Source organism: Synechococcus sp. ROS8604, from assembly GCF_014279655.1.
GTDB lineage: Bacteria > Cyanobacteriota > Cyanobacteriia > PCC-6307 > Cyanobiaceae > Synechococcus_C.
In genome coordinates this window covers 669,142-692,863 of sequence record NZ_CP047946.1, presented here as the reverse complement: position 1 = coordinate 692,863, position 23,722 = coordinate 669,142, and the positions used below count along the sequence as shown (strand labels likewise).

General features: G+C 57.4%; 24 protein-coding genes. 10 read left to right on the top strand and 14 right to left on the bottom strand.

The window, feature by feature from the left end; translation table 11 throughout:
- Positions 1–34: 34 nt before the first annotated feature.
- Both SynROS8604_RS03650 and SynROS8604_RS03645 read left to right on the top strand, forming a co-directional pair.
- Positions 35–544: a hypothetical protein gene (locus SynROS8604_RS03650; protein ID WP_186545163.1), complete on the top strand. Its 510-nt coding sequence runs from the start codon at positions 35–37 to the stop codon at positions 542–544.
- A 572-nt stretch (positions 545–1,116) separates the two neighbouring features.
- Complete coding sequence (locus tag SynROS8604_RS03645; protein WP_186545162.1) at positions 1,117–1,884, top strand: hypothetical protein; 768 nt, start codon at positions 1,117–1,119, stop codon at positions 1,882–1,884.
- 301 nt (positions 1,885–2,185) lie between these two features.
- On the opposite strand, the gene queA is transcribed toward SynROS8604_RS03645, so the two are convergent.
- The 6 genes from queA to lipB all read right to left on the bottom strand — a co-directional run bounded on the left by queA (position 2,186) and on the right by lipB (position 9,852).
- Positions 2,186–3,331 (bottom strand): tRNA preQ1(34) S-adenosylmethionine ribosyltransferase-isomerase QueA, encoded by a 1,146-nt coding sequence (gene queA / locus SynROS8604_RS03640; protein WP_370586542.1) that lies wholly within the window; start codon positions 3,329–3,331, stop codon positions 2,186–2,188.
- Positions 3,324–5,243 carry an APC family permease gene (locus tag SynROS8604_RS03635; RefSeq protein WP_186545161.1) on the bottom strand — a complete coding sequence of 640 codons (1,920 nt, stop codon included), beginning with the start codon at positions 5,241–5,243 and terminating at the stop codon, positions 3,324–3,326. Before SynROS8604_RS03635 ends, queA begins: the two co-directional genes overlap by 8 nt.
- A gap of 9 nt (positions 5,244–5,252) precedes the next feature.
- A complete protein-coding gene (locus SynROS8604_RS03630) occupies positions 5,253–6,569 on the bottom strand; it encodes a dihydrolipoamide acetyltransferase family protein (protein ID WP_255445170.1) in 1,317 nt (438 codons plus the stop codon).
- Between the two features lie 65 nt (positions 6,570–6,634).
- A complete protein-coding gene (locus tag SynROS8604_RS03625; RefSeq protein ID WP_115070298.1) occupies positions 6,635–7,078 on the bottom strand; it encodes a YlqD family protein in 444 nt (147 codons plus the stop codon).
- Positions 7,079–7,161: 83 nt separating this feature from the next.
- The gene (locus tag SynROS8604_RS03620; protein ID WP_186545159.1) at positions 7,162–9,108 is read right to left on the bottom strand and encodes an AMP-binding protein; all 1,947 of its coding nucleotides are present in this window, start codon (positions 9,106–9,108) and stop codon (positions 7,162–7,164) included.
- Between the two features lie 21 nt (positions 9,109–9,129).
- A complete protein-coding gene (gene lipB / locus SynROS8604_RS03615; protein ID WP_186545158.1) occupies positions 9,130–9,852 on the bottom strand; it encodes a lipoyl(octanoyl) transferase LipB in 723 nt (240 codons plus the stop codon).
- An 11-nt stretch (positions 9,853–9,863) separates the two neighbouring features.
- Between lipB and hpf the strand changes: the two genes are divergently transcribed.
- The 5 genes from hpf to SynROS8604_RS03590 are packed head-to-tail and all read left to right on the top strand — an operon-like array spanning position 9,864 to position 14,584.
- The gene (hpf, locus tag SynROS8604_RS03610; RefSeq protein ID WP_186545157.1) at positions 9,864–10,439 is read left to right on the top strand and encodes a ribosome hibernation-promoting factor, HPF/YfiA family; all 576 of its coding nucleotides are present in this window, start codon (positions 9,864–9,866) and stop codon (positions 10,437–10,439) included.
- A 22-nt stretch (positions 10,440–10,461) separates the two neighbouring features.
- Positions 10,462–11,142, top strand: a complete 681-nt coding sequence (locus SynROS8604_RS03605; RefSeq protein ID WP_186545156.1) for a 2-deoxyribose-5-phosphate aldolase — start codon at positions 10,462–10,464, stop codon at positions 11,140–11,142.
- On the top strand, positions 11,139–11,972 hold the full coding sequence (locus tag SynROS8604_RS03600) for a DNA repair protein RecO (protein ID WP_186545155.1): 834 nt from the start codon (positions 11,139–11,141) through the stop codon (positions 11,970–11,972). The genes SynROS8604_RS03605 and SynROS8604_RS03600 overlap by 4 nt, the downstream gene beginning before the upstream one ends.
- Complete coding sequence (locus SynROS8604_RS03595) at positions 11,956–13,374, top strand: MFS transporter (protein WP_255445167.1); 1,419 nt, start codon at positions 11,956–11,958, stop codon at positions 13,372–13,374. Before SynROS8604_RS03600 ends, SynROS8604_RS03595 begins: the two co-directional genes overlap by 17 nt.
- 28 nt (positions 13,375–13,402) lie before the next feature.
- Complete coding sequence (locus SynROS8604_RS03590) at positions 13,403–14,584, top strand: glycosyltransferase family 4 protein (RefSeq protein WP_186545781.1); 1,182 nt, start codon at positions 13,403–13,405, stop codon at positions 14,582–14,584.
- Positions 14,585–14,591: 7 nt separating this feature from the next.
- Here the strand turns inward: SynROS8604_RS03590 and proC are convergent, their stop codons facing one another.
- From proC to der, 6 genes are all read right to left on the bottom strand, one after another.
- Complete coding sequence (gene proC / locus SynROS8604_RS03585; RefSeq protein ID WP_186545154.1) at positions 14,592–15,422, bottom strand: pyrroline-5-carboxylate reductase; 831 nt, start codon at positions 15,420–15,422, stop codon at positions 14,592–14,594.
- A gap of 7 nt (positions 15,423–15,429) precedes the next feature.
- On the bottom strand, positions 15,430–16,005 hold the full coding sequence (locus SynROS8604_RS03580; protein WP_186545153.1) for a cell division protein SepF: 576 nt from the start codon (positions 16,003–16,005) through the stop codon (positions 15,430–15,432).
- 107 nt (positions 16,006–16,112) lie between these two features.
- Complete coding sequence (locus SynROS8604_RS03575) at positions 16,113–16,787, bottom strand: YggS family pyridoxal phosphate-dependent enzyme (RefSeq protein ID WP_186545152.1); 675 nt, start codon at positions 16,785–16,787, stop codon at positions 16,113–16,115.
- The gene (locus tag SynROS8604_RS03570) at positions 16,787–17,053 is read right to left on the bottom strand and encodes a PipX family protein (RefSeq protein ID WP_186545151.1); all 267 of its coding nucleotides are present in this window, start codon (positions 17,051–17,053) and stop codon (positions 16,787–16,789) included. The genes SynROS8604_RS03575 and SynROS8604_RS03570 overlap by 1 nt, the downstream gene beginning before the upstream one ends.
- 18 nt (positions 17,054–17,071) lie before the next feature.
- Positions 17,072–17,986 (bottom strand): energy-coupling factor transporter transmembrane protein EcfT, encoded by a 915-nt coding sequence (locus tag SynROS8604_RS03565; RefSeq protein ID WP_186545150.1) that lies wholly within the window; start codon positions 17,984–17,986, stop codon positions 17,072–17,074.
- Positions 17,987–17,992: 6 nt separating this feature from the next.
- Positions 17,993–19,360, bottom strand: coding sequence for a ribosome biogenesis GTPase Der (gene der / locus SynROS8604_RS03560; protein WP_186545149.1), 1,368 nt, complete (start codon positions 19,358–19,360; stop codon positions 17,993–17,995).
- 133 nt (positions 19,361–19,493) lie between these two features.
- On the opposite strand from der, the gene SynROS8604_RS03555 reads away from it, so the two are divergent.
- Positions 19,494–19,877, top strand: a complete 384-nt coding sequence (locus tag SynROS8604_RS03555; protein WP_186545148.1) for a L,D-transpeptidase — start codon at positions 19,494–19,496, stop codon at positions 19,875–19,877.
- A 3-nt stretch (positions 19,878–19,880) separates the two neighbouring features.
- Here the strand turns inward: SynROS8604_RS03555 and SynROS8604_RS03550 are convergent, their stop codons facing one another.
- Entirely contained in the window at positions 19,881–20,342 is a 462-nt protein-coding gene (locus SynROS8604_RS03550; protein WP_186545147.1) for a DUF1823 family protein, read from the bottom strand.
- Between the two features lie 124 nt (positions 20,343–20,466).
- Here SynROS8604_RS03550 and dusB point away from each other — a divergent pair, with 124 nt between their 5' ends.
- Positions 20,467–21,462, top strand: a complete 996-nt coding sequence (gene dusB, locus SynROS8604_RS03545; protein ID WP_186545780.1) for a tRNA dihydrouridine synthase DusB — start codon at positions 20,467–20,469, stop codon at positions 21,460–21,462.
- Complete coding sequence (locus tag SynROS8604_RS03540) at positions 21,459–23,474, top strand: glycosyltransferase (RefSeq protein ID WP_186545146.1); 2,016 nt, start codon at positions 21,459–21,461, stop codon at positions 23,472–23,474. The genes dusB and SynROS8604_RS03540 overlap by 4 nt, the downstream gene beginning before the upstream one ends.
- Positions 23,475–23,527: 53 nt before the next feature.
- Here SynROS8604_RS03540 and SynROS8604_RS03535 read toward each other — a convergent pair whose 3' ends face one another.
- Complete coding sequence (locus tag SynROS8604_RS03535; protein WP_186545145.1) at positions 23,528–23,722, bottom strand: hypothetical protein; 195 nt, start codon at positions 23,720–23,722, stop codon at positions 23,528–23,530.

Genomic DNA, 23,722 nt, shown 5'->3' with positions numbered 1-23,722 from the left:
ATTTCTTTACCCCAAGCATGTTCACTCTCAGGCCATGAAACTTTCCAAATTCGGAAATTCGAACATCTCAGGCCAAAATCGAAATAAGTGGGGAAGAGAAAAAATTGAATTTAAATCAGAAGGCCTTACAGATATACAATCGAATGTTCAATCGCAAAACTTGGAATTAAGCATTGTTAGGCAGGATCAATCAGATCAGGAAAATTTTCACAGCACTAAACAGCAAATAGATGTCTTCCATAGCGAAGAAGCAATGGCGCTGCCCAATCAACAAGAGACCCTGCAGAATCAAAATGGACTAACGGAAGTCATCAATACTGATAATCCCAAGCAGAATCTCAGTGGATCGATCACTGTAAATTCAAAGTCTAATCATGAGAATGCTTTAATTGGAAAAATTAGTCATGTAAAAAGCGACACCACACTTTCAAAACAAGCTTCAGAAAAAATCTTTAATCAAATTGACACTCATTTTGTTGAAGATATATTCACAGAAGCTTGGAACAGCAACACTGGAGCATTGAAAATATTTAATTATGATTGAATAGATTAACATAGATGTGATTTGTTTTATTAAGTAGGGTTGATGACCGCTTTTCACATGACAAACACATTGGAATTCATATTCACTGAATCAGTAAGATATTTTTTGCATCTTAGCAACCCACACCTGAACACTGATTCATCTTTTCTGATAAATATAGACCAGAGTTGTCGTAAAGAATAAGCTTCATGAATATAACCCAACTCTGGTTTTCATAATTCTGAGCGTCAGCAATTAACACATCCTCGAGGTATTGAAAACCGCTCAGATCTTGTCAACTATCAAATTTTTCCATATATAAAATTTCCGGAGTGGCTCAAAACAAATTCAATGGCCGATTTTCATTGCTTGACTTCTGCCCTTAAGCGCAATTCATCAATCATAAGTCCACTGAAAGTGGGCAACAAGAATTTAATTTCGCGGGTAATACAGATTTAAAGTATAAAGATTTGCACATTAGATTAGCGCTTTGTTCAAGATAGCACTGGCCTCCTTTCAGTAAACACGAAAGAACTCGAAAAATAAATCTATTCAGCTTATTCTTTAATCAAGCAACTTTAAAAGCTTAATGCATGTACGCCGCAAGGAAGAAATCAAAAACGGCAAAGACAAAAAAGGCAAGCAGCAAAGGAGCCTTGGGGATTTGGCGCATGACCAGCAAAAGTGCTTTTTGTTTGATTGATGCTTCTTACATTAGTCAAGTAGCAGCAGATTGGCTCATGCTCCACGGCCTACAATTTTTCACACCTCAGTTGGGCATTGACATCCCAAGAAAAGATTTAATTGTAACAAAAAAAATTTACATTGCTAGCATTCTATTTATAGGATTGATTATCAGCCTTATTCAACACCCATGTCACTCCAAAGAAGAAGGAACTGTATTTAAGAGTCAAAACTCAGCAATCATGGAACGGAACCGTAGTGGTAAAGAAAAACGTAGAATCGAGAGAAAAGCACGAAGCTCAAATCAAAGCAAAATTGATATGGAATCAGTCTCATTTTCATTATCTAGTGATAATAATGAGATTTATTCAGAGGGATTTATATCTCGATTAATAGCACCAATAAATGACAAAGAAAACCTACTGAAAGAGAATAGCGATGATCAACTTAATTTGCGCCAACTTGAGATCTCTGAAAGCAGGGGAGTTTCTTTACAAGGTGAGTCTAAAATAGAAGGCAATGCCTCACTGACTGGATTAGTCAACCATACAAAAAATAATTTTACGGTTAATCATCAGGAAAAAGTCGATTCTCTGGTTTTGATCAACCAAGACTTTCAAGACGAAATGTTCCAGAACTCCTTTTCTGATAAATCGGGACTTTATTATGGGCAATAAATAACAATTTAGCAACAACTGTTCAAATCATTTCCATCGACCGATATAAGAAAGTTGAGGATGAGGGCAAGATCATATTTTAAAAAAACTTGTAATCCAAACTCTGGATGCACAAGCCATTCTCAACCTGCATGCTGCTAATACACTGACTTTTTATTAATTTAAACTATTACTGTCAAACAAAAATAATTTCCCCAAGACCACATCATCCGTTAAAACATCATATACTAATCAACAAAATAGCCTTATTTTCTGTTTTTCGAATGATCAACTAATACCGTCTTTCAGGATTTAAAATTCACTATGCTACGACAATCCCTTTAGTTTTTAGCGTTAAATCAGGTTTTACAGTGGAAAGAACTGCATCAGGTCCAATCCACATCGCATCTCCATATGAATAAAATCGGTATTCATTTTTGACGGCTTCTTCATACAGATCAAGCAAACGTTGCCTGCCAATCAGCGCACTCACAAGCAATAAAAGTGAACTTTTGGGAAGGTGAAAATTCGTCAGTAAACCTTGCACAACCTGGAAGCGATAACCAGGCTGAATCACCAGATCCACAGGCCCCTTCAACGGTTGTAGACGTCCTCCACCCGCAACAGAAGCCCCCTCCAAGGCTCGCACGCTCGTGGTTCCCACGGCAATCACCCGGCCGCCCCGTTCGCGACAGGCTGAAACGGCCTCCACTACCTCAGGGCGCACCTCCACCCACTCGCTGTGCAGGGTCAGATCCGTGAGGTCTTCGATTTCTACCGGCCTGAAGGTGCCCAAACCAACATGCAAAGTGACATGCGCCAGCTCCACTCCCCGCTCGGCAATCGATGCAAGAAGAGCATCACTGAGATGAAGTCCTGCAGTTGGAGCTGCTACTGCCCCAGGCCGTTTGGCGTAACGGGTTTGATAACGCTCTTGATCTGAAATGTCGTGCCGGGTGATGTAAGGCGGAAGAGGCACCTCTCCATAGCGATCCAGTAAGTGTTCCAACGCTTGAGCATCGAAACAATCCGGAGGAAACTGCACAATGCGTCCTCCACTCGTACCATCGCTGGCCAAGACGTTAAGGGGAAGCGAATCCTGCTCCAAGGCTTCAAGCCAGAGCTGATCTCCAGGCCGCATGCGTTTGGCAGGCCTTGCCAGACACAACCAGCGCCCATCACCACGAGGCTCCAACACAAGCAATTCACCCAAGCCACCACCGCTGCGCCGAACGCGAAGACGGGCCTTCAGCACGCGGGTGTCATTGACCACCAAAAGGTCGCCGGACTGCAACTCCTGCTGCCAATCCCAAACGCGCTTGTGCCTCAGCTCGGACAGGGAACTCCCTACAGGGGGCACCACCAACAGACGCGCATCGTGCCGCGGCTCCACCGGCGCCTGCGCAATCCTTTCTTCCGGCAGCACGTAGTCATACGCGCTGAGCTGGAGATCGCGTGAGTCAGGCATGATCTGGCTCCACCACAACATCAGCCCATGCTGCCCGCACGCAGTCACCTGGAGTCCCAGCGGTCGGGATGTAGTACCTCACCATCGAAAACACGCGACTTTTGCCATCGGAAAGAGCACGAAACAGGTTGAAAGCCCTCTGGTTCAGAAGGGTTTGATCCAGGTGATCCCTCGGAATGACAAATGGCATCACAACCGTTGTGCACTGCTCAGGATGAAGCTGCTCCTGATCAACAACAAAATCACAAAAGGGCTTCAGGAGTGAGCTGAATGGACTCTCAAGCAATTTGAGCTCCAAGGCGCCTGTCTGAGATCCCGCTAGACGATCCCATTCCTGGCTGAGTTGACCCGCTTCATCCTGATCAACCACCACCATCACAGCCGTGACCTGATCGGCAATGGAACAGGCATAACGGACGGCTTCAAAGGAGGGCTGGTTGAGACCACCAAGCCAAACGATGGCCTGATGGCGTGGCGACGCATTCGGTTCTAGGTAAAGAGGCTCCATGCCCGGATCAGGCGCCAATAAAGCCTGAACCTCTCGAGAGCGCTTGCGAATCACAGCGAGCCCCCACACCACCAGGGGCAGAGCGATCACCACCGTCCAGGCGCCTTCGCTGAACTTGCTCACGATGATCACCAACAACACCACGAACGTGGAGAAGGCACCCAAGGCATTGAGCGCCATCCGCCCCTGCCAACCCGGTTCACGCAAGCGCCACCAATGCAGCACCAGTCCCAGCTGCGACAGCGTGAACGCCGTAAACACGCCAAGGGCATACAAATTGACCGCCACGGTGGTGTCTCCATGGCAGATCCAAATGATCAACGCCGACACCGCCAACAGAACGCCAATGCCGTTCTGATACACCAAACGGTCTCCCAACCAGCGCATCTGCGGCGGCAGGCAACGGTCTTCCGCAAGCATCGCCGCCAACAGAGGAAACCCAGCGAAGGCCGTATTGGCGGCCAAGACCAGAATCAGCAGGGTGGAGAGTTGCAGCAACCAAAACAAGAGGCTGCCGCTGCCAAACACACGAACACCGATCTGAGCCAAAACGGTGACTTGAGGATCTGGGGCAACGCCATACATGAAGCCCAGGCCCGTCACCGCCAAAAGCATCGATGCAAGCAATCCACCCATCACAAGCAGCGTCACGCGGGCATTGCGTGCTGCGGGTTCACGAAACACCTGCACGCCGGTGGAGATGGCCTCAATCCCGGTCATCGCCGAACAGCCAGAGCTGAATGCGCGCAAGATCAAAAACAGCCCTAAGGGCTGCAGAGCGGCCTCCAAAGGCGGCGGCTCCGGCGTCCAGCCATGGTGCAAGCTGAGGTTGCTCACCCCTACAAGGGTGAGCAACAGGATCATCACCACGAAGACGTAGGTGGGAATCGCAAAAACTCTGCCCGCCTCACGAAGGCCACGCAAATTGGCCCAACCCACCAGGGCCAGCAACAGCATGGACAACGCCAACTCATGGGGCAGCAACGAGGGCAGCAAAGACGACAGGGCCTGGGTTCCAGCCATCAAGCTCACGGCGGCTGTGAGCGCGTAGTCGATGAGAAGGGCTGCCGCGGCCACGAGGCTGACGTTGCGTCCAAGGTTTTCACGAGCCACCACGTAAGACCCTCCACCATTGGGATAGGCGGAGATCGCCTGCCGATAGGACAGCACCACAATCACGATCAAAGCGATGATCGCCAGGGTGATGGGGAGCGACAGCTTGAGGGCCGAACTCCCCGCTAAGACGAGCACACCAAGCGAAGCCTCTGTGGCGTAAGCCACAGAGGAGAGAGCATCCGACGAGAGAATCGGCAAAGCCTGCAGGTTGGGCAGTCGCTCATGGGCGACTTGAGCCCGAGGCAAGGCTCGGCCAATCAGGCGTGACAGCAACGAAGCAGCCAACACAGCTGAGGCTTACAGAGCCAAACTCTCCGGACGCGTATCGATGAGCTCCGCCAGATCCTTGAGGAAGGCAGCACCGTCGGCGCCATAAATCACCCGATGATCAGCGGTGAGGTTCACCTGCATCTGACGCCTCACAGCGATGGAGCCGTCTTTGCCTGCCACCACGGTGGGGCGAGATGCCGCAACCGCCAGGATCGCGCCGGTGCCAGGGGGCAGGATGGCGTCAAAGCGATCCACTCCAAACATTCCCAAGTTGGAGAGGGTGAAGGTGCCGGTGCTGTATTCCTCCGGCTTCAGCTGCTTGCTGCGGGAACGCTTCACAAGATCCCCCCACTGACGCGACAACTCATACAGATCGGTGCGATCGGCATTGCGCAACACAGGCGTAATCAATCCGCCGTCTTCCATCGCCACAGCAACAGCCACATTCACCTCAGCGGGGTAGCTCATGCCAGAGGCCGTGGTGGCGGCATTCACCTGCGAATGGCGTGCCAAGGTCACGGCCACGGCTTTGGCCAGGAGCGCCGTCATCGTGACGCCTTTGGGCTTCACCTGCTTGTAAAACGCATCCAGTTTGTCGGTGGTGATCGTGTATCCAACGCGGAAACAGGGCACCGCCAGGCTGGCCTCCATATTGCGGTTCACGGCCGCCTGAAGGGTGTTAAAGGCCACGGTGTCGCCCGGAGCCCCAAAACTGTTGCCTGCAGGAGCCGACGGCGAAGCCGCAACCGTGCCACCAGTCACAACAGCGGCGGACGTGCCCTCTCCCACTCTTGGGGGGGTCACCGGACGTCCGGCCGCCTTTTCAACGTCTTCTGCCTGGATCCGGCCATTGGGGCCAGTGCCGCGCAGACCGGCAAGGTCTACGCCCATTTGGGAGGCCAGCTTGCGGGCGCGGGGGCTCACGATCAAACGTCCATTGCTCGCGGGTGCGGCCACGGGAGCTGAGACGGGAGCGGGAGCCGCCACGGGCGCTGGGGCAACGGGCGCCGCGGTAGGTGCCGCAGCAGGAGGTACCGCAGCGGCTGGGGCGGTTGGCGCAGCCGCTGGGGCTGCTGAAGGGGCTGCGGTGGGGGCTTTGGCCTTGGCGTCCGCAATCTCGGATTCCGTCTCAACGATCAAGCCGATGGTTTCACCCACCGGGGCCGTGCTTCCCGCAGGCATCAACACGGCGGCCAGGTAGCCCTCCTGAAAGGACTCCACATCCATATCGGCTTTGTCTGACTCAACAACGAGAACGGATTCGCCTCGCGCCACCTTGTCTCCGGGCTGTTTGAGCCACTCCACGATTTTGCCCTCCGTCATGGTGGAGCTGAGGGCAGGCATAAAAATGTCGTGGGTTGCCAAAACCGTCTCCAGAAGAGCTAATCAGAGAGATTTTACGGCCCGGGTCAGCCCTGATCGATCGACTCGATCACGCCATCGCGCACAACGACAGAGACCTGCATCTTGCTAACCAAATTATCGCCAACTTTGACGTCGCAAAAGCTATCGAGTTGACCCTGTTCAACGATCTGATCCATCTCTAGCTCACGAACTTGAGCCTGTTGTTGCAGCAGGTTTCGCTTTTGTTCCTCCAGCTCAGAGCGTTTGGCCGCCACCTGTTGCTGCACCTGTGCCACCTGATCCTGCACACGGGGGTCGAGCGGATTCGCACTTTGACGACGCACTTCGTCCACCACTTGCTGTCCCTCTTGCTCCAGCTGGGCAAGCTGCTGATCCGTGGTGGCGATGCCATTGCTCAACTCGCGCTCAGCCTCCTCCTTCCATGAGGGAGTCACCACCGCACGAATGGTGATCGAGCGCTTAATCGTGAGGGTGTTGCCGTCCGACATGAAATTAATGACGTGGTGCCAAGGGTCCCAGTCCACTGGCTGCAGGTCAACCCAAATCAGGGGATGCAGGTATCAGCATCTATTCAGCTTCCGTAAAGAGCGTTAATCGACTCCCGGTCACGCCCGCTGATCCGATCGCGACGCTGCTTCAAGGTCTGCGTGAGCAAGCCGTTTTCGATCGTGAACGGCGCCACCAACACCACACCCATCACCCGTTCATCCGAGCGGGCTCCAACCCGCAAACTCAGCAGACGATTCAGTTCCCCACGCAGCAGACGTCGCAAGTCTTGATCGCCTGGAGTCCCCCCGAGATCAGCCTGCAAACGGAGACCCTGCTCTGCCCCCCAGGCCAACATCGCCTCGAGGCGCGGCACAACCAAGGCCGCCAGCTGGCGTTGATCTTGACCAACAAGCATCACCTGTTCAATCAAGGGGCTTGAAACCAGCTCCTCCTCCAAAGGTGCCGGCTCAATATTTTCACCGCTGCTGAGCACGATCGTGTCCTTGGCACGCCCCGTCAGGACCACCGACCCGTCGGGCAAGAGCATGCCCAGATCACCGGTATCAAACCAGCCATCGGCATCGAGCACTTTTGCTGTGGCCTCTGGCCGACGCAAATAGCCAGCCATCACCTGGGGACCGCGCACCAAAACAACACCACATTCACGAAAGCCGAGCGGCTGACGCGTCTCAGCATCCACGATCCGGAACTCCGTATCCGGCAAGGGCTGGCCTGAACTTCCGCGAATGTTGCGCCACGGACGCCGGCAACTCACGACCGGGCTGGTTTCAGTGAGGCCATAGCCCACCAACAACTCAATCCCCACCGCTTCAAAAAAGGAATCCACGTGAGGAGCGATCGCTCCTCCTCCATTGATAGGGAAGCGCAGCTGACCACCACTGAGCTGCAACCTCAGCTTTGGCCAAATCAGCTTGGCTGCCAGGGCATGAGCGGGCCAGCGTCCGGCAGATTTCAAGCGCGCCATCAAGCGCTGACGGCGACCCAGGGGGATCAGCATCAGGTTGCGACGCTGACGCCGGGCCAAGCAATAGGCACTGCTGTTGGCGAGCGCCGCGCGCAAAAGGCGCTGCCTGGAGGCAGGAAATGTTTTGAGGACATCCTCAAACCCGGCTTGCACCGCCTCCCACAGACGCGGCACCGTGACCATCACCACAGGCTTCACCCTGGGGAGATCACGTTTGAGCTGTTTGATCGTGGTGTAGCTCTGCGAACAGGCGCAGGAAAAGAAGTAATACTCCGCACTGCGTTCATAGGCATGCCAGATCGGCAACACGCTGAGAACGGGAGCGCCGGGATCTGGCCGAGCGACGCAACTCAAGCTGCGCATCTGATGCAGCAGGTTGGCGTGAGTGAGCGGAACGCCCTTGGGCTGACCGGTGGTTCCAGAGGTGTAGAGGATGGTGGCTGTCGTGCTGGCAGCGCTGGCGGCATCTCGGCCAGCGTCTGGATCCGGTGCCTGTTGCCCGGCACCAGCCGCCAAAAGATCAGCCCAAGTGATCACGTCTTGATCCACAGCATCGCCCTCGAGCTGCAGCACAAAGCGCAGCTGGCTGCGCAGCTGATCAGGCCATTGCAGCCGTTGCCACAGGTCCGCGTTTTGAACCACCAGAGCCACGGCCTTGGCGTCTTCGAGGATGTAGCGCAGCTCCTCGACAGGAGCCGAGGCGCCACGCACCGCATCGGCCGCACCAGCGCGCATCAAACCCTGATCAGCCATCAGCCAGCGAGGACTGTTTTCGGCAAACAGTCCCACCACATCTCCCTCACGAATCCCCAAGGAACGAAACCCTGCCGCCGCCGTTGCAATCCGTTGCGACAACTCCGCATAGGTGAAATGCTCCGGATGGACAGCATGGGGAGCATCCACAGCCAACAACGCTCCATGGCGTTGCTCAAGCCTGGGCCAAAGTTGATCCACGCGCCCCAGGCCTTGCACATGCTGCTGCCGGGCGAGTGATTTCAACTCCCAAGGCGTTGGTCGCCAGCTGGCCTGTGCAAACGAACCCACAACGTTGTTTTCAGCTTGCGCCTAGGAGTACCACCCAGAATCAAGACCAGCAAGGTCGCACCAGATGAGGGACAGACGCTGGGCCAGTGCATCCCGCAGCAGTGGCTGCACGACCGCAGGGGTGATGCCAGGAATCCAACGCTGCAAACGATCCACCGGACGATCGGAAATGCCACAGGGCACAACCTGCGCAAACCCTTCCATGGCACACGACACGTTGAGAGCAAGGCCGTGCTGCGTGATCCAGCGACGACATCCCACCCCGATGGCCGCCACCTTTCGCCCCTCAAGCCAAACCCCCGTGAGGCCTGAGATGCGGTGCCCCGTCAAGCCCAATGCCGCCAACACATCGATCACCACCTGTTCGAGCTGATGCATGTACCAATGCAGATCGGGTTCACGCCGGCGCAGGTCCAACACCGGATAGACCACCAGCTGCCCTGGAGCGTGATGGGTGACCTCCCCGCCACGATCGATGCGATGCAGGGGAGCTGGCGGATGGTCTGGCTCAAAGCGCAAATGATCCTCCGTCGCTCCCCGACCAAGGGTGAAGCAAGACGGATGTTGAAGAATCCACACCGCTTCCCTGTCTGAGCCTTCCGCAGCAAACAATCGCTGCTGCCAGAGACGTTGCCACTCCCAGGCCTGGAGGAACGGCACGGGCGCAACAGGCTCAAAAAGAAATGCCGCAGACCGCTTTCCTGCGTCTAGGGCAGTTAGTAGGTTGCCGGTAGAACCAGGCAAAGGGGACCGCCATGAAGCTTCTGATCCATGGTCGCAATTTGGATGTGACGCCCGCATTGCGGGAATACACCGAAACAAAACTGGAACGGGCCATCCATCACTTCGACGACCTCGTCAAGGAAGCAGATGTGCACCTATCCGTCGCCAGAAACCCCCGGGTGCCGCAACAAACCGCTGAAGTCACCGTGTTTGCCAACGGCACGGTGATCCGCGCCCAGGAGAGAAGCGAAAACCTTTACGCCAGCATCGATCTGGTCGCGAGCAAGCTGGCGCGCCAGCTGCGACGGTTTAAGGAACGCCACAGCGACCATGGCCATCGGACCACCCCTACGGCGGCGAATGACGTCCTGCTCACGGAACGTCCCACGGAAGACTCCCTGCTCGAAGGGAAAGAAGCGCAGCTCCCAAGCCCAGGTGTTCGGCGCAAATATTTCGCGATGCCAGCGATGAGTCTCGAAGAGGCACGCCATCAACTCGAGATGATCGACCACGACTTTTACCTCTTCCGAGACAAAGAAAGTGGTGAGCTCCAGGTGATTTATCACCGCAATCACGGTGGTTTTGGCGTGATCCAAGCGCGGAATTAAAGCCAGTGCTTGCCCCACAACGATGACCGCGTCGCCGCGTCAGCGGGAGCTTCCTGAGCTGCCGCCCTTGATCCATCAAGCCGTTTTAGATCCACTCTTGGAAGAGGAGGCCCTGCACAACCTTTGCGATGCGGGGAGGTTGCTCGGCTTCGGGGGGCTCTGCACCAGCCTCTGCCACCTGGAAGCGGTCCGAAATCGCCTTGGACCAAGCGGTCGTCTTCGCCTGTTTGCTGTTGTGGACTTCCCCTTCGGAACGATTCCAGCGGAGCTCAAACGGGCGCAGGCGGAATGGGCCGCAGCCAGGGGAGCGGATGCCCTTGATGTGGTGCCAAACCTCGCTGCCATCACAGCGGGGCGGGCGGAGGCCTATGCGGAAGAGCTTGCGAAAATTTGCGATCTCGGCCTACCGGTCACGGTGATTTTGGATGTCAACCGCTTGCCGCCAGAGCGGCTGAGCTTGGCTGTCGAAGCCGCCATCGATGCCGGTGCTGCGTGCTTGCAAGCGGGCAACGGATTTGGAGCGGCCACCACTCCGCTGCAAGTGCGCAAGCTCAAGGAACTTGCCAGGGGGAATTGCGCCATCAAGGCGGCCGGGGGCATTCAACGGTTGGAAACGGCCCTGGACCTTGTGGAAGAGGGCGCCACGGCCCTGGGAACCAGCCATGGCCCAGCGTTGATTCAGGCTCTTCGGCATCCGCAATGAGCCCGGAACGGCGAATCGAAGGATTGGCCTTAAAGGTGGGCCCCCTCGGAGAGCAGGACAGGCTGCTCACCCTGCTCAGCGATGACGTCGGCCTGATTCGCCTGGCCGTGCCAGGGGCGCGTAAACCTCGCAGCAGCCTGGCAGCAGCGGTTCCCCTCACCACCCTGGAGCTGCAGGTGGGAGGACGCAGCGGCCTGCTTCGGGTGCGCCAACTGCGGGTGCAACACAATTTCGGCAACGTGGGCCAACGATTGGAAACGCTCACAGCCGCCCAGGCTCTGTCTGAGCTTTCGATCTCGTTGGTCGCTGGAGATGATCCTCTACCCGGAATGCTCAGTGTGGTCTTGATGCATCTCGAGCGTCTCGAGCTGCTGGCGAGGAATCAGGGTGAAGCTCAACGTGAAAGCGCTGAGGGCGAGCGTGTGGATCGAACCCTGGCAACGCTTGTTCAGGCCTGCGTTCACCTGCTCGCTCTCGGCGGCTACGGCCTGCCTCTGCAAACGTGTTGCCGCACTGGAGCCGCCCTCTCTCCACCGATCGGGAATTGGGACTGGCGCTGCAGCCTGCTGGCGGACGAAGGTCTGGCCATCGGTGCGCAAGCTGGAGCAGCCATCCAGATCAACCCCTCCGAGCTAGCCCTGCTTCAGCGCTTAACGCGGCTTGAACTGCCGGAACGCCAAGACGGCGGCTTGATGGGACCCAGAACCGTTTGGCTCAGACTTTTTACCCTTTTGGAGTGCTGGTGCCGTGTGCATCTCCCAAGGCCCGTGCGCTCCTTTGCCATGGTGAAAGAGGCTGTCCACGCTACGGCCAGTGGTGGGCGATCATGATCCGGCGAATGAACACATTTTGAGCGGCCCCTCCCTAAATAGTCCGGATCCGGCCCTGCCCACGAGCGCCAATCCCGAAGGTCGCCTCGGCCTTCAGGCCGTGATCCATCTCGATGGCTTCCGACGCCTCTGGGTCGGCCAGATCTTCTCCCAACTTGCGGACAAGTTCTACATCGTGTTGATGGTGTATTTGATCGCCCAATACTGGGTGACCAACACACCGGATAGCAATGGCGCCCTTGCTGAAATCGCCTCTGCGATTCGCATGGATTTCGAGACGCGAGCCCAACGGATCACCTTGCTGGCTACCGGCATCTATGTGGCCAACACCATCCCAGCAATGGTGCTCGGATCCGTTGCGGGGGTGTGGGTAGACCGCTGGCCCAAACGCAGGGTGATGGTGGCCTCCAATGGCCTGAGGGCACTGCTTGTGCTGTGCACTCCTCTGTTCCTGATCCCTGGGCCGCACTGGTTTGGGCTGAGCTGGGGATATTGGGCTCTGTTGGTGATGACCTTTCTTGAATCGGTTCTCACCCAGTTTTTCGCCCCCGCTGAGCAAGCCTCGATCCCACTGCTGGTGCCCAGAGAACACCTGCTGGCCGCCAACTCCCTCTATCAGGCCACAAGCATGGGGGCCACAATCGTGGGTTTTGCCCTAGGCGATCCAATCCTGCGAGGACTCAACCACCTGCTTCAAACGGTGGGCATCAACAACGGCGAATTTCTGCTGCTTCCGTTCTGTTACGGGATGGCGGCCATCAGCCTTAGCACCATCCAGATGCGCGAACCGCCGCGAAAGGACAGCAGCGAATCGGTCTGGAAAGAAATCGTGGCAGGCATTCAGGTGCTTCGAGAGCAGTCCTCCGTCCGCGGAGCGATGGTGCATCTCGTAGTGCTCTACAGCCTCCTAGCCGCGCTGTATGTGCTGGCGATCAGCCTGGCGTCTGCCATCCAAGGGTTGGGGCCAACAGGCTTCGGCACCCTGCTGGCGATGAGCGGACTCGGGATGGCCATTGGCGCGGTGCTGGTGGCCCAAATGGGCCATCGCTTCAGCCGTCGTCGCCTCGCCGCGGCCGGACTGGGCACGATCACCTGGTGCCTGATCATGCTTGGCCAACTGCGCGGAAATCTCAGCACCACCCTGTTGTTGTGCGGCGTCCTGGGCATTGGTGCCGCTCTCGTCGCGATTCCGGCTCAGACCACCATTCAGGAAGACACCCCTGAAGCGCAGCGGGGTCGGGTCTTCGGGCTGCAGAACAACCTGATCAACATTGCTCTCAGCCTGCCCCTGGTTCTCGCCGGTGCCCTGGTGAGCAGCATTGGCTTGATCCCGGTGCTCTGGGTGCTTGCGGCCCTGTCTCTCGCTGCCGCTCTATGGGAGCGCCCTTGGGAGCGCTGCTAACTTCAGACTCGGCTTTGAAACGGTGCCAGTGGCTCACATTGCCTGGCTCGGCAAAAAAACTCCGTTCTGCGGCAATGTCACCTACGGGCTGAGCACCACAGAGGCCCTCAAGAAACGCGGCCATCAAACCAGCTTCATTCATTTCGATAACCCTGGCTCCCCAGGCAGTAGCAACACGTCGTTACTGGCCCACGACCCGGATGTGAGCCTGCCCTACCTGGTGAAGTCTCAGGTGTACACAATCCCCTCCCCTAGGGCCCAGAGGGAGTTGCGTGAGTCCTTGAAGAGGTTGCAGCCCGATGTCGTGCACGCCAGCCTCACCCTCTCCCCCCTCGACTTCAGGCTTCCGGAGCTTTGCCAACCCCTAGGGATTCCGCTGGTCGCAACCTTTCATCCCCCCTTTGATGCGGGCTTGCGCAACCTCACAGCAGGCACGCAACAGCTCAGCTACCAGCTCTACGCACCTGCTCTCTCCCGCTACGACCGGGTGATCGTCTTTTCCGATCTTCAGGCGGAAGTGCTGAACCGTTTAGGGGTCCACGAAACGCGCCTTGCCGTCATCCCCAATGGCGTCGATCCCGAGCGCTGGTCTCCCGCCCCGAGCCATCCCGCCTCGATTAGCAAGGAACTGCATACCGTGCGCTCTCGCCTTGGTGATCAGCGCATTTTTCTGTACATGGGACGGATCGCAACCGAGAAAAATGTGGAAGCGTTGTTGCGGGCCTGGCGACTGGTCAAGCCAGCCGGCTGCAGGCTCGTGATCGTGGGTGACGGGCCCCTGCGCAGCACGCTGCAAAACGTGTACGGCAATGGGATCGGGGATCTGCTGTGGTGGGGCTACGAAGCCAATCTCAACACCCGCATCGCCCTGCTCCAGTGCGCTGAAGTGTTTGTGCTGCCGTCTCTGGTGGAGGGGCTCTCCATTGCCCTTCTCGAGGCCATGGGCTGCCAATGCGCCTGCGTCGCCACGGACGCTGGAGCGGATGGAGAAGTGCTGGCGGGTGGAGCCGGCATCGTGCTCAGCACGCAGGGGGTCACCACCCAGCTCCGCACCTTGCTGCCTGTTCTCCGTGATCAACCGCTACTCACCCAGGAGCTAGGGCGGCGAGCGCGTGAGCGGGTCATGGAGCGCTACCGGATGGTGTCGAATATCGATGCTCTGGAAGAGCTTTACGACACCCTGATCGCCGAGAACCCTTTAGCCGCATAAGCCAGGGCTAGTTGGCCATCCCCCGACCATGGTGCGTAGCGACAACAACGGCTTCAATCAAGGCTGAACGCAAGCCCGCTTTTTCGAGATGACGCAGCGCAGCCATGGTGGTGCCACCAGGGGAGGCCACCATGTCTTTGAGTTCGCCAGGATGCAGTTCTTGTTCCTGAAGTAAGGCCGCGGTTCCAGCGAGGGTTCGGTGGGCCAAATGATGGGCCTGGGCCCGAGGCATGCCCACTGCAACAGCACCATCGGCCAAGGCTTCCGCCATTAAGGCCACATAGGCAGGGCCAGAGGAGGTGAGCGAAAGAAAAGCATCAAGCCGTTCTTCGGGCAGGTCCAGAACCTCACTAACAGGTTCAAAAAAGGAACGCACTTGCCGCTTCTCCTGATCAGAGACGCCATCCCCCCAGGCCAAACCCGTGAGTCCCTGACCCACCAGGCAGGGGGTATTGGGTACGGCACGCACACAAACCCGGCCAGGAAACAAATCCTGAAGCCGCGCCAAAGGAATCCCAGCAAGCACGGAAATCAACAGGCTTGAGCCCGACTCAGGCATGGCTGATCGAGGGGGCGCTGACGCAGCGACTGCATCGAGCATCTGGGGCTTGACGGCCAAAAGCTGAACCGATGCCCCCCACGCATCTGTTGCAGCAGGATCAGCGGCCGCAACGATCTTCACGCCAGAGGGAACGCGCTGAGACACCGTTGCCACAGACTCCTGACGACCAACAACCGCAATCACCTGATCAGCAGGAATGAGTTCCTGTTCAATCAGGGGAATCACGAGGGCCTGAGCCATCCGGCCCAGACCGATCACACCAAAGGAAAAGGGCACTGAGGGCTCAAAGTGCGGTAGCGCTTGTGGCACTCCAGGCTGGAGTCGGAGCGATGCTGGCCTCAGAAGAGGCTTGCTCGACGTCCTTGGAAACGTGGGTAGGAACGGAAGCTTCGTCCTGGGTGGCGTTCGTGACGGTCACGCAGCTGGGAGCGAACAGAAAGATGCTTTCGCCAACACGCTCTTGATGACCGTCGATAGCAAAGGTTCCACCTGCCACGAAATCCACTGCCCGTTGTGCTTGATCTGGCTCCATCATCGTGAGATTAAGGATCACCGTTTTGCGCTCACGAATGGCTTGGATGGCGCCAGGCATTTCATCAAAACTGCGAGGTTCCATCAAAGAAACTTCAGCGGGCCCGGTGCTAATACCAGGCATCCCGATCACATTGGATCCAGTGAAAGATTGCTCACTTTCAAAGGGATTGGTTCCGTCAAGAGTTGCAAGAGCACTTGACATGGATTGAGAAGGAGCTTCCTCGACTTCGTCCTGTTCGCCAGTGTCGTAATCGAGATCGTCATAATCACCGTCGAGGTAATCATCACCCGCAACGACCGCACGAAGACGAGAAATCAGCGACACCGGAAACCAATCAAACCTTGACCCTGAATAGCGCTCTACAGAGTTGTGAGCAAGAGTGACTAGACCATTTGATCATCTTCACAACAGACTACGTAGCTGAGTGGGGGTCAAACCAAGCGTTCAGGCCGCGGGCCAAACAATCCAGATCCCACGCGAACCCAGGTGGCACCAGCCTTCGCAGCCTGCTTCCAGTCGCCGCTCATCCCCATCGAGCATTCGGGCAGAGCCAGCTTATCCGCGAGGGTTCTGCACTCATGAAAGAGGCTCTGACGCTCTTCAGGCCCCAGGCCAAGGGGGGCCATGGTCATCAGCCCGATGGGTTTCAAGCCCGGCAGCGACTGCAGCTCTGGCCAAACCTCCCGCAAGCCATCCGGCTCCCAGCCACCCTTCGCCGGATCGTCGCGAAGTTTGACCTGAAAAAAAACCTCCGGACTTTTGTTTTCCTCCAAGGCAATCCTGGAGGTGCGCTCTGCGAGGGCCTGAGAGTCGATTGAATGAATCACAGGGAAAGCACGCACGACAGCCCGAACTTTGTTGGCCTGCAAACGTCCAATGAAATGCCAACGCAAGCCGCTGAGGTCTGACAAGTCCTGTTGTTTGGGGAGTGCCTCCTGCACCCTGCTCTCCCCAAAATCCACTTGCCCCATCGCGGCAAGCTCACGCACCGCCATGGCCGGGTGGCATTTGCTGACAGCCAGCAAATGCACGGCGGTTGGACAATCAGCGTGAATCGCCTGCCACCGCGCCTGAATCGTCTCAGATTCTGTGCTGCTGGACGCCATCAAATGAAGGTTTGATCGAAAAGCTGCTTCCAATCGGCGAAATCGGAGGAGCGATCACGTCGACAGCGCGCGAGGTGAAGCTCTGCGTGGTGCCGGGCATCCTGATGCGGAATCACCTCAAACTGAGCCCCTCTGGGTTGCAGCGTCACCAGAAAGAACATGCGCTGGGCATAAAGCGTGGCGTACAGATCCCGACCTTCTCCAGCGGTCGAAACCTGATAAAGCATTCCGAAGGTGGGGTGATTGAGGTAACGCTCCGCTCCCACAACTCAGTCCGTCAAGATTTAGAGAGCACCGTACTTGCCTCGCAATCCCACCACCGCGAGAAGAAGCACAAATGACAGCAAGTTCAAACCACGGGTGAGGGCAGACGGGTTCTGAACAGGACGGAAGCAGTCCGCAGGAAGCCAACGCCCTCCCCTGGCAATCAAGGCATCAGCACCTTGTTCAGCCCGCAACAAAATATTGGCGAGAAGTCGTTCTCCCACAGAAAGGAGCAATCCAAAGGAAGCCTTGAAGCCCAGCTGACGAAAATTGACCGCTCGACTCGCCACCGAGCGCACCAAATTCTGCAGTTCCTCTTGCACGAGAGGTAAAAAACGCAGCGCCAACAACAACTGAAAGCAGAGACGATCCACTGGCAAACCGAGCCTGGTCAGCGGGAATAGACACCAATTCAGGGCCCACATCAGATCTTCACTGGGGGTGGACAGCAGCATCAGATTCACGCTGTGCACCACGGTGACAATCAACGTTGCGCTGTTGAGACCGAGCTCAGCCGAACGCCGGTCCACAGACAGGGGGCCCAGGTTGAGCGGTCCAAGCTGAACAGGACCCAGGCGAAACAACTCCCAACTTGGCGCCTGCAAGGACAAACCCTGCAACTCCTGAACAGGCCGAATGGTCTGCGTGGCCGCGGGATCTCCCGTTGGCAAAAACATCGCCAGGAGGCCAAAGCCAACCCCAAGACACACCACCAGCAGGAGAGAGCGCCACCACAACCTGGCGGGCAAGCCACTCAAGGCGGTGATCACCATCAAAGCCAGCACAAGCCCGAGACGCCACAACGGACCGGCCAGCACAGGGGTGAGTAAAAACATCACCACCCAACCCAGCTTCAAACGCGGATCGATCAGACGCAGCCAACCAGCGCTGCCATCGACGTACTGCCCGATCGGAATCTGTCGCAACCAGTCCATGGAGGATCAGCCTTGGCGGTTCTGCTGGCGGACCAGCTCCTTTTCAGCATCCCGTTGTTGCTTGCCTCGCCAGAACAGCTTCACCGGCGTGCCATCAAAGCCGAGCCCTTCACGAATTTGACGCTCGACGTAGCGGCGATAGGTATCGCCAAACAGCTTGGGCTCATTCACAAACAACGTGAAACTGGGCGGACGACTTGCCACCTGGGTGCCGTAATACAACCGGCCCTGCCGGCCACCACGGGTGGTGGGGGGACTCCGCCAGCTGAGGGCTTCCTTCAGCACTTCGTTCACAACCGATGTGCTCACCCTGCGGCGGTGCTGCTCCACAGCAAGAGCCGCCAAGGCAAAAATACTGTCGACCCGCTGCCCCGTGAGCGCTGAGGTGAACAGCATCGGAGCCCAATCGAGAAAGTAGAGCTTGGCGCGAAGCTCCTTTTCCATCGCCGTCATCGTGTGGCTGTCTTTTTCCACCGCATCCCACTTGTTCACCACCACCACACAAGCGCGACCGTCCTCTTCGATCCGTCCCGCCAAGCGTTGATCTTGCTCGGTCACACCATCGAGAGCATCGATCACTAGAACGCAGACATCACTGCGTTCAATGGCTTTAAAACTGCGATTGATCCCAAAAAATTCTGGCCCATAATTCACGCTTCGACGCCGGCGTATTCCCGCGGTGTCGATCAATCTCCAGGGACGATTTTCCCGTTCGATACGGGTATCAATCGTGTCGCGGGTGGTACCACGAATCGGACTGACGATCGCCCGCGTCTCCCCACAGATGGCGTTGAGCAAGCTGGATTTCCCCACGTTGGGGCGACCAATGATCGAAAGCTGAATCGGCTCCTCTTCATCGCTCTCCTCGTCCTTGGGCGGAAGAAAGGTGAGCACCTGGTCGAGAAGCTCGGCGGTGCCAGCACCATGAATGGCCGAAATCGGATGGGGTTCGCCAAGACCGAGGCACCAAAATTCAGCGGCCATCGCCAACCCCTGCTCCGGAGACTCACACTTATTCACTGCCAGCAGCGTCTTGCATGGCTGCGTACGCAGCCATTCCGCGATCGATTCATCAGCAGCCGTGAGTCCCTGCTGACCATCCACAATCACCAACGCCACGCTGGCTTCAGCTAGGGCGAGGCCGGCCTGCTCCCGGATCTCAGGAAGAAACTCACTGTCGTCATCGAACACCAAGCCGCCGGTGTCCACCACCTTGAATTCTCGATCGCCCCAATACCCGTCTTGATAGGTGCGATCTCGGGTCACACCTGGCTGGTCGTGAACGATTGCCTCACGACTTCGACAAAGACGGTTCACCAAGGTGGACTTGCCCACGTTGGGACGTCCGATGATTGCGACGACCGGACGTGCCAAGACAGGAGCCCAGAAAAACTTTCTTGACAGTACAGAGGTGACCCATCACGGAAATGCGAAATCATTCAGAAAGAGACGAATGAGACGCATGCGACGCAGCTAGGCCTGTGACAACGACGCCAGCGGCACAACCATGCTTGAGCTCATTGCAACGCTCGTGGTCGATCTCTCCGATCAGACCCTCACCGTGCTTAACGAGCAAGATCAAACCGTCCGGGTGATTCCCGTGAGTACGGGCAAGGCTTCATCGCCCACACCCACGGGCCACGCCTCGGTGCTCACCAAGTACCGCTCGGTCACCATGCGCGGACGCACCTATGTTTCTCCAGGCGTGCCCTATGCGATGTGCATCACCGCCAACGAAGCCATTTGCATGCACGCCGCTCCCTGGCAAGAAGATGCTGGCCAAGCCTTTGGAGTGCCGAGAAGCCACGGTTGCGTCCGCATGCCCACCAAACAGGCTCGATGGCTGTTCGAGAACACCCCCAAAGGCACCAAGGTGATCATCCAGGCCTAGGGCTCAACGCACGGGAAGATCACCGGGATGGCCGCTCACTGGATTGAGCGGCGTATCCAGCAAGGGTGGCAAGGGGCCCTCCTCTACCAGCAACTGATCGCGGGATGCAAGCCAGGCCAACAACCAATTCACCGCCGTCGCCCTTCGCGTGCGCCGTGGATAGAGCTCTCCGATTCGATACCCGGCAAACTTCAGCTGTTCTTTCAAGAGCTGTTTGTGCTCGTGTGGAATCGAGCGGGTGAGTTGCACGGATGCGGGGCGAACACTGATCACTTCCGGGGCCTGGGGGAAGGCCTCTCGCCATACCGAGGGCGTCTCAGGCCCAGCGAGCCAAACCAGGCCCTCCCCTTGTGGCTGGTACCCCAAACGCTCCCAGATCCGCTCGGCCACAAAGCGATCACTGATTCGGTCCTCAAGGATTCGCTCCAACAACAAGCGGCTCAGCGGCCAGGGGTTAGAGGGCATGTGAGCAGAGACCGGAGACCTCCATCCTTCGCCCCATCGCCTTGCCTTGACAAGCCCAACCATTACGCCAAGTCTCAGATCACCCGCCAAACCCGCAGAATGCAGAGATCTTCGGCCTTTGGCCATGCCGCTGAAGATTCAGGGTCGACTGTTAGAGCGACAACTCAGGTGCCGCGTCCTGCAATCCCCACTCGCTGGCGTCAGCGATCGGATCTTCAGGCAACTGGTGCGCCGCTGGGCTCCCGATGCGCTGCTGTTCACCGAGATGGTGAATGCCACCAGCCTGGAGCTGGGGCACGGTCGGCTCAAGATGGATGGGCTGCAAGAAGAGACAGGGCCCATTGGGGTGCAGCTGTTTGATCACCATCCGGCCGCAATGGCCGATGCAGCCCGGCGAGCGGCCGATGCGGGAGCTTTTTTGATCGACATCAATATGGGTTGCCCCGTCCGCAAAATCGCCCGAAAAGGAGGCGGCAGCGGGCTGATTCGCGACCCGGATCTTGCCTGCAAAATTGTGGACACGGTGGTGGCCGCCGTGGGCCTTCCCGTTACGGTGAAAACCCGCCTCGGCTGGTGTGGTGAACACAACGGCGCGGGGGCGGAGGCCGCCGTGAGCTGGTGCCGACGCTTGCAGGATGCAGGGGCGCGAATGCTGACGCTGCACGGCCGCACACGAGAGCAACGCTTCAGCGGCAGTGCGGATTGGAACGCGATTGCCGCAGTGAAAGCAGCCCTGCGTATTCCCGTGATCGCGAATGGGGATGTCAACAGCCCAGAAGAAGCGCTGCGTTGCCTGCGGATCACAGGCGCCGATGGCGTGATGGTGGGACGCGGAAGCATGGGTGCCCCTTGGCTGGTGGGCCAAATCGATGCCGCTCTGAGTGGGCTGCCGATTCCCGCCACGCCCACAGCCCATGCGCGTCTAGCCCTCGCCAAAGAACAACTCCTGGCCCTCGTCGAGACACGCGGGGATCACGGCCTGCTGATTGCGCGGAAACACATGAGCTGGACCTGCACTGGCTTCCCCAGCGCATCCCAGTTTCGGCAGCAACTGATGCGCGCCCCCACGCTCGCCGCAGCCCTTGAGTTACTCGATCAACAGATGCAGCAAATTCAGTGAATGAGTTGTTGCCTCTGCTGCTGATCTGGCCGCTCTGGTTGATTCGTCGCCCTGAACAAGACACCCCGATCTGGGGACGGCGCAGCCTGATCCTGCTGATCACCTTGTTCACCCTTCGCTATTTGACCTGGAGAGTCACCTCCAGCCTCAACTTTGATAGCCGCTTATCGATCAGCCTCAGCCTGCTGCTCCTGCTCGCCGAAGCCTGGCTGCTCCTCATTGGCTTGATCCCGCTCTGGCTGGCTTGGCGACGATTCCCCGATCGCCGCTTCGAGATCAACGATCGGCAACAGCGCTGGGCTAACAGCGGCTGGAAACCCCACGTGGACATCCTGGTTCCCACCTACGGCGAACCCATCAAGGTGCTCGAACGAGCCCTGATTGGCTGCACAAACTTGTCCTATCCCCACACCAAGGTGTGGGTGCTCGACGACAGCGGTCGCCATGAGGTGAAAACCCTCGCTGCCGAGCTCGGGTGCCGCTACCTGCACCGACCGGAGCACGTGAATGCCAAGGCCGGCAATCTCAACCATGGTCTGCGCCACTGCCGAGGAGAGCTGGTGGCCGTCTTCGACGCCGACTTCATTCCCCAACGCACTTTTCTAGATCGCAGCATTGGCTTTCTGCTCGAACCTGAGGTTGCGCTAATTCAGACCCCTCAGACCTTCATCAACGCGGACCCCGTGATGCGCAATCTGGGGATGGAACATTGGCTTCTGTCAGATGAAGAAAGCTTCTACCGCTGGATCCAACCGGTGCGCGATGGCTGGGGGGCGGTGGTGTGTGCAGGCACGTCGTTTGTGGTGAAACGGAAAGCACTCGATCAAATCGGTGGCTTTGTGGAACAAGCCATCTCTGAGGATTTTGTGACCGGCATCAGCCTGACGCGTCAGCACTGGCGACTGCTCTATTTGCAGGAAAAACTCAGCGCTGGATTGGCGGCCGAAACCATGGCGGATTTCGTACACCAGCGCCAACGCTGGGCCTCTGGCACCTTGCAAAGCCTTCGGCTTCGCAGCGGCCCCTTACATCCCAAGGGGTTATCGCTTGGGCAACGCATCGCCTACCTCGAAGGCGTGATGCATTGGTTCAACAACGTGCCAAGGCTGGTGCTGATGCTGATGCCACTCAGCTATGGCCTTCTGGGCATCATTCCGATCCTGCTCAACAGCGAGGCCGCATTGACCCTTCTCCTACCGCTCTGGGGCTTGCAAGTGCTGAGCCTGGGCTGGTTAAACCGTGGGTCTCGAACGGCTTTTTTAAGCGAGCTCACCGGCTGGGTGCTCACCGTTCCCCTCACCATGACCGTGCTGTCCAACCTGATTGGACGCATCGGTGGATTTCGCGTCACTCCCAAACATCAGCGCCGTGATCGTGGCAGCACCAGCGTGGAACTACTCCTGCCGCTATTGGCCCTCGTGCTGTTCAATCTGGTGAACCTCCAGGGGCTGCTCTCCAACGCCAGCGGCTTACCAAATCAGGTGCTTGCCGGTCGGCCGGTCGGGCTGGTGTGGGGCGTGATCAATCTGCTCAGTTTGATCGTGGCGGTTCGTGCCTGTTGGGACCCTGCCGCGAAGGACCTCGCCCCATGGCAAAAGCTCAAACTGGAAGCCTGGATTGAAGATGACGGCGGACATCGTTATCCCTGCTGCATCACCGCTTTAAGCGAAAGCGGCGCCAAGATCGCCTACTCCCGTTCTCCCCTTCCATGGGTGGCCAGTTCCAAGCTGCGCTGGTGCCAAGAGCTGCCTGCATTGCCAGTGATCTTTACCAACAAAACCGACACAGAAGCCCTTCTCCACTGGGGAGATTTGGCTCGGCAGGATCGCTATGCCCTGATCCGCTGGCTGTTTTGCCGGCCGGGATGCTGGGTCGACCGTCAGGCACCTCAGGAAGGCCGTGCCTTGTTGGCCCTCTTCCGGCGACTGATCGCTCCACCCAAACGCGGGCCTTTCAACCCGAGCATGATCCCGCAACACCTGCCCAGAGTCCAAGGATCAGCGCATCAATAAATCACGCGTTCGAGATTGTTGAACGGCAAGCAGTGCTTTTACAGCAATCCTGTTCAGCCAAAGGTCGCGTTCTCTGGAATGGCATAGGCATACCAAGCCACTGAAGAGTCGGCATGAATCGAAGCGTCCACAAAGCGTGGGTCTGTGTACCAGAGCAGTGAAGCGTCATCCGCATCGAGAGCGCGATACACCGGAATCAACCCCGACGCATCACTGAGATCGTCGTACACACGGAAATCTTCACCCAA

Excerpts from the sequence above, each read along its gene's own strand:
- SynROS8604_RS03650 (WP_186545163.1), top strand. The coding sequence starts at position 35 with ATGAAACTTTCCAAATTCGGAAATTCGAACATCTCAGGCCAAAATCGA.
- SynROS8604_RS03645 (WP_186545162.1), top strand. The coding sequence starts at position 1,117 with ATGTACGCCGCAAGGAAGAAATCAAAAACGGCAAAGACAAAAAAGGCA.
- queA (WP_370586542.1), bottom strand. The coding sequence starts at position 3,331 with ATGCCTGACTCACGCGATCTCCAGCTCAGCGCGTATGACTACGTGCTG.
- SynROS8604_RS03630 (WP_255445170.1), bottom strand. The coding sequence starts at position 6,569 with ATGCCTGCCCTCAGCTCCACCATGACGGAGGGCAAAATCGTGGAGTGG.
- SynROS8604_RS03625 (WP_115070298.1), bottom strand. The coding sequence starts at position 7,078 with ATGTCGGACGGCAACACCCTCACGATTAAGCGCTCGATCACCATTCGT.
- hpf (WP_186545157.1), top strand. The coding sequence starts at position 9,864 with ATGAAGCTTCTGATCCATGGTCGCAATTTGGATGTGACGCCCGCATTG.
- SynROS8604_RS03605 (WP_186545156.1), top strand. The coding sequence starts at position 10,462 with ATGACCGCGTCGCCGCGTCAGCGGGAGCTTCCTGAGCTGCCGCCCTTG.
- SynROS8604_RS03600 (WP_186545155.1), top strand. The coding sequence starts at position 11,139 with ATGAGCCCGGAACGGCGAATCGAAGGATTGGCCTTAAAGGTGGGCCCC.
- SynROS8604_RS03575 (WP_186545152.1), bottom strand. The coding sequence starts at position 16,787 with ATGGCGTCCAGCAGCACAGAATCTGAGACGATTCAGGCGCGGTGGCAG.
- SynROS8604_RS03565 (WP_186545150.1), bottom strand. The coding sequence starts at position 17,986 with ATGGACTGGTTGCGACAGATTCCGATCGGGCAGTACGTCGATGGCAGC.
- SynROS8604_RS03555 (WP_186545148.1), top strand. The coding sequence starts at position 19,494 with ATGCTTGAGCTCATTGCAACGCTCGTGGTCGATCTCTCCGATCAGACC.
- SynROS8604_RS03550 (WP_186545147.1), bottom strand. The coding sequence starts at position 20,342 with ATGCCCTCTAACCCCTGGCCGCTGAGCCGCTTGTTGTTGGAGCGAATC.
- dusB (WP_186545780.1), top strand. The coding sequence starts at position 20,467 with ATGCCGCTGAAGATTCAGGGTCGACTGTTAGAGCGACAACTCAGGTGC.